General features: G+C 33.8%; 12 protein-coding genes. 9 read left to right on the top strand and 3 right to left on the bottom strand.

Features of this window, described 5'->3' with window-relative positions; genetic code table 11:
* Positions 1-94: 94 nt before the first annotated feature.
* From I5M32_RS16245 to I5M32_RS16215, 7 genes are all read left to right on the top strand, one after another.
* Positions 95-1,351 (top strand): O-antigen ligase family protein, encoded by a 1,257-nt coding sequence (locus tag I5M32_RS16245; protein WP_200588192.1) that lies wholly within the window; start codon positions 95-97, stop codon positions 1,349-1,351.
* 125 nt (positions 1,352-1,476) lie between these two features.
* Positions 1,477-2,139, top strand: coding sequence for a glycosyltransferase family 32 protein (locus I5M32_RS16240; RefSeq protein WP_200588191.1), 663 nt, complete (start codon positions 1,477-1,479; stop codon positions 2,137-2,139).
* Positions 2,136-3,014, top strand: coding sequence for a glycosyltransferase family 2 protein (locus I5M32_RS16235; protein ID WP_200588190.1), 879 nt, complete (start codon positions 2,136-2,138; stop codon positions 3,012-3,014). The genes I5M32_RS16240 and I5M32_RS16235 overlap by 4 nt, the downstream gene beginning before the upstream one ends.
* Positions 3,014-3,742 carry a glycosyltransferase family 25 protein gene (locus tag I5M32_RS16230; RefSeq protein ID WP_200588189.1) on the top strand — a complete coding sequence of 243 codons (729 nt, stop codon included), beginning with the start codon at positions 3,014-3,016 and terminating at the stop codon, positions 3,740-3,742. The genes I5M32_RS16235 and I5M32_RS16230 overlap by 1 nt, the downstream gene beginning before the upstream one ends.
* A 62-nt stretch (positions 3,743-3,804) precedes the next feature.
* Positions 3,805-5,646 (top strand): ABC transporter ATP-binding protein, encoded by a 1,842-nt coding sequence (locus I5M32_RS16225; RefSeq protein ID WP_200588188.1) that lies wholly within the window; start codon positions 3,805-3,807, stop codon positions 5,644-5,646.
* A 207-nt stretch (positions 5,647-5,853) separates the two neighbouring features.
* A protein-coding gene (gene prfB / locus I5M32_RS16220) for a peptide chain release factor 2 (protein WP_200588187.1) occupies positions 5,854-6,940 on the top strand; the annotation gives its coding sequence in 2 pieces (ribosomal slippage) (positions 5,854-5,913 and positions 5,915-6,940; 1,086 coding nt in all).
* A gap of 205 nt (positions 6,941-7,145) precedes the next feature.
* Positions 7,146-8,063: an alpha/beta hydrolase gene (locus tag I5M32_RS16215; protein ID WP_200588185.1), complete on the top strand. Its 918-nt coding sequence runs from the start codon at positions 7,146-7,148 to the stop codon at positions 8,061-8,063.
* Positions 8,064-8,195: 132 nt separating this feature from the next.
* Here the strand turns inward: I5M32_RS16215 and I5M32_RS16210 are convergent, their stop codons facing one another.
* Complete coding sequence (locus I5M32_RS16210; RefSeq protein ID WP_200588183.1) at positions 8,196-9,056, bottom strand: transglutaminase-like domain-containing protein; 861 nt, start codon at positions 9,054-9,056, stop codon at positions 8,196-8,198.
* A 235-nt stretch (positions 9,057-9,291) separates the two neighbouring features.
* On the opposite strand from I5M32_RS16210, the gene I5M32_RS16205 reads away from it, so the two are divergent.
* Positions 9,292-10,077: an O-methyltransferase gene (locus tag I5M32_RS16205; RefSeq protein WP_200588181.1), complete on the top strand. Its 786-nt coding sequence runs from the start codon at positions 9,292-9,294 to the stop codon at positions 10,075-10,077.
* A gap of 185 nt (positions 10,078-10,262) precedes the next feature.
* Here I5M32_RS16205 and I5M32_RS16200 read toward each other — a convergent pair whose 3' ends face one another.
* Both I5M32_RS16200 and I5M32_RS16195 read right to left on the bottom strand, forming a co-directional pair.
* Positions 10,263-10,424: a hypothetical protein gene (locus tag I5M32_RS16200; protein ID WP_200588179.1), complete on the bottom strand. Its 162-nt coding sequence runs from the start codon at positions 10,422-10,424 to the stop codon at positions 10,263-10,265.
* An 18-nt stretch (positions 10,425-10,442) separates the two neighbouring features.
* Positions 10,443-10,649, bottom strand: a complete 207-nt coding sequence (locus tag I5M32_RS16195; RefSeq protein ID WP_200588177.1) for a DUF2147 domain-containing protein — start codon at positions 10,647-10,649, stop codon at positions 10,443-10,445.
* Between the two features lie 77 nt (positions 10,650-10,726).
* Here I5M32_RS16195 and I5M32_RS16190 point away from each other — a divergent pair, with 77 nt between their 5' ends.
* Positions 10,727-11,743, top strand: coding sequence for an SMP domain-containing protein (locus I5M32_RS16190; RefSeq protein WP_200588175.1), 1,017 nt, complete (start codon positions 10,727-10,729; stop codon positions 11,741-11,743).
* Positions 11,744-11,814: the final 71 nt, after the last annotated feature.

The raw sequence follows: 11,814 nt of genomic DNA, 5'->3' as shown, positions 1-11,814 counted from the left end.
TTAGTTGTAGTAAACCAAATTTCTCATTTTTGATGCTTACTTTTTTATTCTTTAACTAGCAACTTGAATTAATTATAGTAAAAATATCATTTATATGCCCAAGGCAGAAAGTAATTTAAACTATTCTTCTTTTTTTACCGAAAAACTTTTTTTTTGGTCTTGCCTTGTTTTTTTGTTCGGGCTTTTTTTTTCACGAGCCATACTTTCTATTAGCTGTGTTTTATTATTAGCAGCAGCTGGTGCCGATTATTATTTTAATAGTAAAAAACTTGATGTAAAACCTTATATATGGCTATTTCCTATAATATATATAGCCCTTATTTTTAGCGGATTATATAGCGAAGATATTACTCAATGGCAAATTATGCTTTTTAAAAACAGCATATATATCATCATTCCTTTAGCGTTTTTATTTGTCAAAAAACCAAATCTAAAACAGCTGAACATCTTATTCTTATCATTTATTTTTTATTGTCTGGTTTGCCTAAGCATCAATTCAATTTCAGCTGTTATAAACTATCATCAATTTTTAAATGATGTTGCCAACAGTAAAAACATTAAACCCTTAATAGGCCCAGATCATTCTGAATTAGGCGTTTTAAGTGTGGTTGCCTTTGTTTTGTTAATTTACTTGATCATTAAATGCAAAACCATAAAAAACAAGCTTTTCTTAGGCTTATTATTGATCTTATTGATCTTTGAGCTTCATTTTATAGCCTATCGGTTTTCTATTATCTCAATTTACTTACTTACTTTTTTATATAGTTTTAAAGAGCTCATTTTTTATAAAAAAATGAAATACGTGTGGGCAATTGTAATAGTGGCTTTCATTATGATGTTCAGTATTTTAATGATCCCCTCTATTAAAAATAGGTATAAAAATACCATTACAGATTTTAAAAGTATTGTAGAGAACAAAAACCCAAATTACGAGTCTGTGGGGCAAAGATGGGCAGCCATAAAATGTGCTTTTGAAATCATCAAAAAAAATCCAATTTTAGGCGTTTCTGCTGCCGATGCCAGTTTAAAGATGCAGCAGCAATATGGGGTAAACTCTTATTTTTTAATCCCGGAGAACAGGATATTTATCCACAACCAATTTGTTTATTTTGTATTATGTTTTGGTTGCCCCTTTAGTATTCTATTTATGTTTTTTTTAGGTTTTACAATTTATAAAGGCAGCCAAAACCAGCATTTATTAATCTGGGTTATCCTTCCTTTTTTATTTCACATGATGATAGAAAACACTTTAGAAAAACAAATGACGGCCAATGCTTTTATTTTTTTCTGGCTATTGTTAAACATCAAAAAAACAGAAAACAATAGTGCGGTAACCCAAAAAACTAATTGATTCTCAAATTGAGATTTATAGCCTCAATAAAAGAAAGCTATAAAATATATCGTATTTTTGCTTGGTTTAAATCATCATCATAATAGCTGGCCTGCTAATAAATTATCAAACGCAAGTATCAAAAAATGGCAATCCCCAAAGTAATTTATCAAACCTTCAAAAACAAAGACTTGCCATTTATTACGCGTTGGCACATTAAAAAATTCTTGAAAAACAACCCAGAATATAATTATGAATTTTATGATGATGCAAGGATTGAAGAATTTTTTAAGGATAATTTTGATGAAGAATGGTTTAAGGCTTACCATAAATTAAATATTGGTGCCGCAAAGGCCGATTTTTTTAGGTATGCCATTCTCTACAAAAAAGGAGGGATCTATGTTGATATAGATAGTGGCATTAAAGGGAAACTTAAAGAATTTATAAAAGAAAATGACGATGCCATCATCAGCAGAGAAGGAAATGAAGGCTTATATGTGCAATGGGCCCTCGTTTTTGCGGCAGGTCATCCGTTTTTAGAGAAAGCTTTATCTATCGTTAAGGAAAACATTGATAAAAATCTTTACCCACATGATGTGCACCGCATGACCGGCCCAACCGCTTTTACCGAAGCTGTTAATTTTTGTATCGAGAGTGATGAAAAAATTTCTTACCGTATTTTAGGTGTAGATTATGAAGGGCATCTACTATTCAAATATAAATTGGGCAAATTTTTTCTGTACAAAGAAGGAGACCATTGGAAAAAGCAACAATTAACCAAACCTGTTTTAAAAAATATAAATCAATGAAAGTTGCCGGCTTTACCTTTATTAGAAATGCGGTAATTAATGATTATGCGATTGTTGAAGCAATTACCTCGATATTGCCCATTTGCGATGAGTTTGTTGTTGCCGTTGGTGATAGTGATGACGGTACCAGACAATTGATAGTAAACATAGCATCCCCAAAAATAAAAATTATTGATACCGTTTGGGATATGAGTGTGCGAGAAGGCGGGAAAACATTTGCTTTAGAAACCGATAAAGCTTTCGCCGCGATTTCTAAAGATGTGGATTGGGCATTTTATATTCAAGGCGACGAATGTGTGCATGAGAAATATCTTCCTACTATTAAAAAAGAAATGGAAGATGCACTATCAAACCCAAAAATAGAAGGCTTGCTTTTTAAATACATCCATTTTTATGGCTCTTATGATTATTACGGACAGTCTAGGCGTTGGTACAGAAGAGAAGTTAGGGTTATTAGGAAGGATCTAAACGTTCACTCTTATAGGGATGCCCAAGGTTTTAGAATTGACGGTAGAAAAATAAAAGTCAGATTAATTGATGCCTATATTTATCATTTTGGTTGGGTTAAACCTCCGTCTGGTTTGATCAATAAAGTAAATAATTTCAATACATTTTATCATGATGATGATTGGCTAGATGAAAAAAGGATCAACAGTAAAGAATTTGATTATGGAAATGCCGATAGGTTGATGAAATTTGAAGAATCGCTTCCTAAGGTTTATCTCGATAGAAAAGAAAAAATGAATTGGACATTTTCTTTTGACCCAACAAAATCGCCAAAAAAGCTAAGCACAAGAAGGAAAATTTTAGCTTGGTTTGAAGATAAATTTGGAATTAGATTATTTGAATACAAAAATTACACAAAGATTAATTGATGGAAATAGCAATTGATAATATATATATCGTTCACGCTTTACAGGGTTATGAAGCTCATGAAGAAAGATTAATTAAAATATTTAAAGATTTGAATTTATCTTTTGAATTTGTTACTGATGGCAGTCCAACATTAATGACAGATGAAACTAAATCAAAATACTTTTGTAAGAACATCAACTCTATACTAAGTAAAGGTGCATTATCTTGTACCCTTAATCATATATATTGTTATCAAAAAATGATTGAAAACGAGGATAAATATGCAGTTGTTTTTGAAAATGATCCTTTTTTCTTAACAGATTTTAAAGTCGCAATAAACAAAATTTGTGAAGAAGCAGATAACTTGAAACCCGGTTTTATTATATCGCTTGAAAATTCGACATTAAGATTTCCGTCTTCTAAGGAAATTAAAAAAGACAAACTTTTATATAAAGCTACTTACGGTAGGTGCGCAGGTGCCTATCTAATTGATTTACAAGCGGCAAAAAACATAATTGATTATTTAAAAAATAATTTATGCTGTAACGTAATTGATTTATGGCATAATTCACTTATAAATCAGAACATTATAGAAATGTATTGGGCACACCCTCCATTAGTAGAACAAGGTTCTCACAATGGATTGATGAATTCTCCGCTTTCTACAAATAGTAAAAATATAGCTAGACGTATAAAATGGCTTGCTCAAAAATTCTACAAAACAAATATCTACAGACATTTTAAATAATGTTTTCGCCCATATAAATCACTTTTTTAAAAAACATTATATTTGGCATTTTATTTCAATAAATGAAAACCTATTTCCGTCTTTTATCATTTGCAAAACCTATTGGGAAATTTGCTGCCCCCTATTTTATATTTACGTTACTGTATGCTTTATTTAATACTTTAGTTTTTTCTTTATTGATGCCTGTTTTAAATGTTCTATTTAAACAATCAACGGAAGAAACCGTAAAGAAAATAGCCCATGTGCCTACTTTTGATTGGTCTTTCCAATATTTTTCTGATTTGTTCAACTATCATTTTAATACTTACATACAAATAAATGGACAAAAAGGTGCGCTCATCTTTGTAGCCATCTCTTTGGTTTTATGTGTGCTATTGAGCAATATCTTCAGGTATCTTTCTCAAAGAATTATGGAAAACTTGAGGATTTACACCCTTCAAAACCTTAGGAAAACGGTATTTGAATCGGTAACGCGTTTACACTTACACTTTTTTAATAGCGAACGTAAAGGAGATATTATTGCTAAAATCACTGCTGATGTGCAGGTTGTTCAATTTTCTGTAACCAATACTTTGCAGGTAATTATAAGAGAACCTTTACTCATTATTGGGTACATGTACCTTTTGTTTACAATTTCTGCCCAGCTTACCTTATTTACGCTTTTATTGTTACCGGTTTCTGGTTTGGTAATTGGGCGCATTGTTAAAAGTTTAAGGGCGCAGGCCTCAGAATCTCAAAATTCTTTTGGGGTAATGTTAAGTTATGTAGATGAAGCCTTAAGTGGGATACGCATTGTTAAAGCCTTTAATGCCTTGCCATATATCAACAGAAAGTTCAATTCAGAAAACGAAAGATATTCTAACATCAATAGATCGATAGCTAAAAGGCAGCAAATGGCATCGCCCGTTTCTGAGTTTTTAGGGGTACTCACCCTTTCTGGGATTTTAATTTACGGTGGTTCATTGGTTTTTGAAAATAACAGCAGCATAACAGCAGCAGGTTTTATTACTTATATAGCGGCTTTTTCCCAATTGCTGCGTCCGGCTAAGGCCATTTCAGATTCTTTTAGCAATATTAACCAAGGTTTGGCCGCAGGAGAGCGTGTTTTAAATTTAATTGATACCAAACCGGCTATTGAAGATGCAAAAGAAGCCGTCTCTATTAAAAGTTTTGAAGACAGCATCAATTTTAGCGACGTTTATTTTTCTTATGGCGATAAAGTGATCTTAAAGAACATTAACCTTACCATTGCGAAAGGGAAAACGGTTGCCTTAGTTGGGCCATCTGGAGGGGGGAAATCTACACTCTTGGATTTAATACCCAGATTTTCTGAACCAAAAAGCGGGAATATATTTATCGATGGGTTGGATATTCAATCGGTTACCCAACATTCTTTAAGGGATTTGATGGGGATCGTAAACCAAGAATCTATTCTTTTTAATGATACCGTTTATAATAATATCGTTTTTGGTAGGGAAGGTTTTAGCAAGGTTGATGTTGAAAATGCCGCAAAAATTGCCAATGCCCATGAGTTTATCGTAAAAACAGATGAAGGTTACCAGACCAATATTGGCGATAGGGGGATTAAGCTATCTGGTGGGCAAAAACAACGTATCTGTATTGCAAGGGCTGTTTTGGGCAATCCGCCAATCATGTTGTTAGACGAAGCAACATCCGCTTTAGATACAGAATCTGAAAAATTGGTGCAAGAAGCGTTAGATCATTTAATGGAAAACAGAACCACCTTGATCATTGCACATCGTTTAACTACCATACAAAAAGCCGATTTGATTTTAGTTTTAGAAAACGGAAAAATTGTAGAATCTGGCAACCATGAAAGTTTGATGCAACAAGCCGGTTTATATAAAAAACTGATTGCCATGCAAAGTTTTGAGAGCAATTGATTTCTGATTAAATATTTAACTCTTATACAACTAATTTTTGCGATTAATTTCCACATCATAAGGCGTTAACGATAGGAGTGGATACCTGCCTGTGGATAAGGCCATGTGCAGTATGAGCGGATAGCGTGTTAAAACGCCCCAGTGAATTGTTAACTTTTCAACTTAAAAACAACCGTTTTAAAATTTAAGAATCAATATATTTGCCGCATGACAAAAGAACAATTGCAAGATTTGAGAGACAGGGTAACGTCTCTGAGGAGGCATCTTTGACGTTGATGCGAAATTATTATCGTTAAAAGAAGAACAAGAAATGACGCTGCAACCCAGTTTTTGGGACGATCCTAAAGCGGCAGAAAAGATATTACACGCCATTAAGCTTAAGAAAAGCTGGACAGATGCTTATGAAAAGGCCGAATCCGCAGTTGAGGATAGTGCGGTAATGCTCGAATTTGTACAGGCCGGAGAAGCTACAGAAGAGGAAATGCTAACCCAATATGAAGAAACTTTGGCCGCTTTAGACGATTTGGAGTTTAAGAATATGCTTTCCGCAGATGAGGACCAGTTGAGTGCGGTTTTACAAATAACTTCTGGTGCCGGCGGAACCGAGAGTTGTGATTGGGCAGCCATGCTGATGAGAATGTATATGATGTGGGGGCAAAAAAACGGCTATAAAGTTACTGAGCAAGATTACCAAGAAGGTGATGTTGCCGGGATAAAAACCGTTACCATGCAATTTGACGGCGATTTTTCTTATGGTTATTTAAAAGGTGAAAATGGCGTTCATCGTTTGGTGCGTATCTCTCCTTTTGATGCTAATGCAAAAAGACATACTTCCTTTGCTTCTGTTTATGTTTATCCTTTGGTTGATGATACCATTGAAATTGACATCAACCCTGCTGATGTAGAATTTGAAACCTTTAGATCTGGTGGTGCAGGTGGGCAAAATGTTAACAAGGTAGAAACGGCGGTTAGGCTGTACCATAAACCGTCTGGTATCATCATAAAAAACCAAGAATCCCGCTCTCAATTACAGAATAAAGAAAATGCCATGCGCTTATTAAAATCTCAGCTTTATGAGATCGAATTACGCAAGAAGATGGAAATTACCAATGCTATTGAGGGCAGCAAAATGAAAATTGAATGGGGATCGCAGATAAGGAATTATGTACTGCATCCTTATAAAATGGTTAAGGATGTGCGCACCAATTATGAAACCTCTAATGCCCAAGCCGTTTTAGATGGCGAAATTGACGAGTTTTTGAAAGCTTACTTAATGGAGTTTGGAGGGGAATAATTCATTAGTTAAAATAGTTCATCAGGGTTTGAAGGTTAGCGAATGAGTTCATTAATCATTAGTTCATTAGAGTTTGAAGGTTAGCGAATGAGTTCATTAGGCATTGATTGATTGGGGCTTATATAATTTAATAACTCGATAAGCAAAACGTTAAATCGAAATATTTATAAATTACCGTATATTAACCATATTATAAATAAAAAACATGAAACTAACATTCACAATTTTTCTGTTGATATTAATGATTTCCAAATCTGAAGCACAAGAAGTTATAAACCTATATCCAGGTAAAATACCCAACGCCAAGGTAAACGAGGTTTATATAGAAACGAGCGATACTTCAAAAACTGACGGGAACATCCGCATTGGCAAAGTATCTATCCCAAAGTTAACTGCCTTTTATCCCGAAAAAGTGAAAGCAGATGGAACGTCTGTGATTATTTGTCCGGGTGGGGGTTATAGGTATTTATCTATGATAAATGAAGGTAAAGCTGTTGCAAAAGAATTAAATAAATATGGAATTACTGCTTTTGTATTGAAATATCGTTTACCATCTGATGAAATAATGATCGATAAAACGATAGGCCCTTTGCAGGATGCGCAACAAGCCATAAAAATGGTTCGTGAAAACGCCGCCAAATGGAATTTAGATAGTACTAAGATTGGTATAATGGGTTTTTCTGCCGGAGGGCATTTAGCTTCTACCTTAGGTACTCATTATCAAAAATCGTTAATAGATAATCCGAAAAACATTAGTTTACGACCAGATTTTATGATTTTGGGCTACCCCGTTGTTACGATGGGGACCTATACCCATAAAGGTTCTAAAGAAAATCTTTTAGGGAAAAACCCCAGTGCCGAAGACATAAAACTTTACTCTAACGAGTTACAAGTTAACAGTGATACGCCACCAACATTTATATTTCAAGCAAATGACGATAAAACCGTTCCATCAGAAAATAGTTTAGATTTAACAAGGGCATTAAAAGAAGCTGGCGTAAAAACAGAACTCCATTTATACCAAGCCGGTGGGCATGGCTTTGGCTTACATAATAAATCCACCAAAGAATCTTGGTTTGATAGTATGATAAGCTGGATGGAAGCCAATAACTTTATATTTTAACCACCAAGTTTATAGAGTTTTTCACAGAGTGAACAAAGTTGCTGGTTTTTATCTAAAAATAACGCTAAGATTACCGGGTTAGATGGCTTGTAAAACAATTGATGAAGCTTACGGGGCATTAACCTAAAATAATTAATCTTTTAAAACCTCTAGAAGTTGTAACAATTCTTCAGATTTTTCTATTGCACCCGCTTTTTCATAAGAGCTTATCAGGTTTCTTAACACCCTTTTCAGTATCTCTGTATTAGAACAAGGTTGGTAAAAGAGTTTTTCGGGGTTTATCTTTAACTGTTTCAAAAATTGATCAATATCTTTTTTTGCAAAGATGTAACCCTTATTAAAAACGTTGATGTAGAAAAGAACGCCCGTTTCTTCGCTGCCTTTTACAGTTTCATCGGCGTAAGCAAGGATAAAATGCTGTGGAAGGTTAACGCCATAAATAGGGATATCCAGTTTTTGGGCAACAATAGAGTAGATGATCGCCAAAGAAATTTGGTTTCCTTTTTTACTCTCTAAAACTTCACTTAAGTAAGAGTTTTTTGGGTCTTGATGATTGGTGGTATTTCCGCTAAAGCCGTAAACGTTATAAAAAATATGGTTAATGAGCTTTATATTTTCTATCGGGCTGCCTTCATACATCATCTGCAACCAAATGTCCCTTTTAATGGCTTCTATTTGGTTGATAATTTTTTGCTCGTTCAGATCTGGGTATTGATATTTATTAATGATCAAGATGCCCCTCAATAAATCAAACCCGCCACTTTGGTACCATAATGCCAGATCTTCTCTAACGTTCCTAAACTGTATTTTATGGATCAAATTCTCTATACGTTCTTGCAATAAGGCATCAAAAGACCTTTCCCAAGCGTTCTCTAAATAATTCACAACCTCGTTTCCGTAAGAGAGCAGCTCGCCTTCAATCTGAGAAAAGATCTGCGGATCAGGATCATCCAATAGAGTGATGAGTGAAGCTATTTTTGTTTCGTTTATCATTTTTGTTTAGTAGCGAGTAGTTAGTATCAAGTATCAAGATGCCTATATTTTCTTATCGTACTTCTTTGAAGCGTTTATTCTTTCTTGGCTTTTGATTCCTGCGTCTTGTTTCTTGTGTCTCAAATCTTGTGTCTTGATTCTCGTGTCTCAAATCTTGTGTCTTGATTCTCGTGTCTCAAATCTTGTGTCTCAATCAACTCTAAATTCTCAAATCTAAATTAGTATTTTCGCAGCCATGTTTAACGCTAGCCTTGTTGTAAATTATATCAAACATTTAGCCAAAGCCAATACCCGCCATGGCATTCATTCTCCGTTTGTTTACCATCTGGTTGATGAGGTAATTTACGATTTTAAAGAAAAACCAGCCTATAAAAATATCGAGAATTTGCGCAAAAAATTATTATCTGATGAAAGATTTATTACCATTACAGATTTAGGGGCGGGTTCTTACGTAAATAATTTAAAACAGAAACAAGTAAAGCAATTGGCCAAAAATGCTTTGAAACCAAAAAAATTAGCCCAATTACTTTACAGGCTGGCCAAAGAATTTCAACCTAGAAACATCATAGAACTAGGTACCTGTTTAGGTATTACTACGGCTTATTTATCAGAAGCGGTACCAGAAGCTAAAGTTATTACGTTAGAAGGTTGCCCACAAACTGCAGGGCTTGCCCAAGAAAACTTTAAAAGCTTAGGTTTAAAAAACGTTAATACCAGTATCGGAAATTTTGACGATACCCTCCCTCCCATTATCGAAGCAGAACAATCATTAGATTTTATTTTCATCGATGGCAATCATAGAAAAGATGCTACCATTAACTATTTCAATTGGTTTTTGCCTCATGTAAACAAAGATTCTGTTATTATTTTTGATGATATTTATTGGAGCGGAGGCATGCAAGAAGCTTGGGAAATGATCAAAGAACACCCCCAGGTTACGGTAACTATAGATTTGTTTTGGATTGGATTGGTTTTCTTTAAAAAAGACCAAGCCAAGGAGCATTTTAAAGTGAAGTTCTAAATCTTTAATCTGCCAAAGCCGATTGGTAATGATTAAAATCTTTTAATAGCGTATTAAGAAAAGAAACACCTGTTGGTTGGGCTTTCAAAATCTGGTATTTTTTGCGCAATTTTAATTCTAATAAATGAATTCATAAATAATTTCAGAATATCTTAAAATAGAATTAAGGGTTATTTTATTCTATTCTAAGTTCTAGATTTACTAATAAAAGCAATTTTTACCAAAGATTTCATTTGGTCTTTATTCTCTAAAGTAATCTCCCCATTTAAGTTCATTTTATGAGATGGGATGATCACATGCCCTTTCCAATCATGGCCTTCATCATCATAAATAAAACTATCCATCATTACGATATCCGGTGTAAGTTAGCCTTTATCTTGATGTTTGTTAGTCAGTATTTTCCAGAAATATTCATCATTAGCTTTATAGATCTCAATGGTCTTAACTTTGCTCTCTTCTTGCCATTTCCCTGTAATGGCATCTTTTTGCTGAATTTTATTTGTAAAAGAACATATTGCAACAAAAATTGATAGAAGCACAAAAATGGTTACGTTTTCATGGATATTTTTCATCGGTAAACATTTGTTTAATAACAACGTTAATTTAGAACCAAACATTCTACCATTTAGGTTTTGCAAAATTTATGCTCATGAAAACAGAAACGATCAATAACCGCAACGCAAGTATAAAAAGATTCTTAAACCCGCTGCAAAGTTTAAGGGAGATTATCTTGGATGCAAAACAGCAAGAGAATATACCTTTGGCATTTTTTGGATCATCGGCCAGGCAACATCTTTTTTATTTAGAAGCATTGTGCAGGATCTATAAAAACATTAACAACAAGAAAACATTTAAAAAACTACGATCAAAATTCAAATCTTTAGAAGACCAATTGGGTAAAGTAGATTATTACGAAGCTTTTCATAAAGAACTTTCGGCCGATAAAAACTTCCCAACTGTATTGCTCAACCAGCTTTTTCAAAATTATCAAACAGAATTAAACAATCTATACAGCCTATTACTACACGATGACTGGCTTGATGAAAAAGAACCTAGGATAGAAAAAAGTATTCTGCGGCTTGATAAAGTAGAATGGCTAAATGCAGATGCAGAGAAAAAAGCCATTGCTAAAACCATCAGGAAAGAAATAAAAAAGATTCTGAAAGATTACAAATCCGGGAAATTGACTTTTGAAAAATTGGAAGCTGGTGTTCATGAATTTAGGAGAAATATTAGATGGATCAGTATTTATGCGCAAGCATTAGATGGTTTAATACAAATTAAAACAGATGATGAACCCAGAAACCTGCAAAAGTATTTAACCGCTAAAGTGGTAGAAAGTCCGTTTAATAAAATGCCAGAAAACAAGGCAGGCTTATCTCCTATTTTAATATCACGATCTGCATTTTACGCATTAAGCTGGATGATTGCAGAAAGCGGGAATTTAAAAGATGAAGGCTTGATGTTGATCTGTATTGAAGATTTGATGAAAGAAACAGGCTTTGTAGATAATGATAAAATATCATCGGAAGCAAAAAAATTAGCTAAGAACGTTAGGCTCACTCCAAGTGGGATCAAATCTAAAATGAAAGTTTTAGTTGATGAATTTATTTACCGAGATAAGGTATTGGATATTTTGAGAATAGATTTAAAAAATAACGATTAACAAAATCTAAATTAAATCCTTAAAAAACTAAAACAAAAGAAGCTGTTCTTCGCATCCTAGAACAGCTTCTT

Origin of the sequence: Pedobacter segetis (assembly GCF_016623585.1) — a bacterium.
In the GTDB taxonomy this organism is placed as follows: Bacteria; Bacteroidota; Bacteroidia; order Sphingobacteriales; family Sphingobacteriaceae; genus Pseudopedobacter; species Pseudopedobacter segetis.
The sequence above is the reverse complement of the archived record's forward strand: the minus strand, read 5'-3'. Positions and strand labels throughout refer to the sequence as shown.

Excerpts from the sequence above, each read along its gene's own strand:
- I5M32_RS16245 (WP_200588192.1), top strand. The coding sequence starts at position 95 with ATGCCCAAGGCAGAAAGTAATTTAAACTATTCTTCTTTTTTTACCGAA.
- I5M32_RS16240 (WP_200588191.1), top strand. The coding sequence starts at position 1,477 with ATGGCAATCCCCAAAGTAATTTATCAAACCTTCAAAAACAAAGACTTG.
- I5M32_RS16235 (WP_200588190.1), top strand. The coding sequence starts at position 2,136 with ATGAAAGTTGCCGGCTTTACCTTTATTAGAAATGCGGTAATTAATGAT.
- I5M32_RS16230 (WP_200588189.1), top strand. The coding sequence starts at position 3,014 with ATGGAAATAGCAATTGATAATATATATATCGTTCACGCTTTACAGGGT.
- I5M32_RS16225 (WP_200588188.1), top strand. The coding sequence starts at position 3,805 with ATGAAAACCTATTTCCGTCTTTTATCATTTGCAAAACCTATTGGGAAA.
- I5M32_RS16215 (WP_200588185.1), top strand. The coding sequence starts at position 7,146 with ATGAAACTAACATTCACAATTTTTCTGTTGATATTAATGATTTCCAAA.
- I5M32_RS16210 (WP_200588183.1), bottom strand. The coding sequence starts at position 9,056 with ATGATAAACGAAACAAAAATAGCTTCACTCATCACTCTATTGGATGAT.
- I5M32_RS16205 (WP_200588181.1), top strand. The coding sequence starts at position 9,292 with ATGTTTAACGCTAGCCTTGTTGTAAATTATATCAAACATTTAGCCAAA.
- I5M32_RS16200 (WP_200588179.1), bottom strand. The coding sequence starts at position 10,424 with ATGATGGATAGTTTTATTTATGATGATGAAGGCCATGATTGGAAAGGG.
- I5M32_RS16195 (WP_200588177.1), bottom strand. The coding sequence starts at position 10,649 with ATGAAAAATATCCATGAAAACGTAACCATTTTTGTGCTTCTATCAATT.
- I5M32_RS16190 (WP_200588175.1), top strand. The coding sequence starts at position 10,727 with ATGAAAACAGAAACGATCAATAACCGCAACGCAAGTATAAAAAGATTC.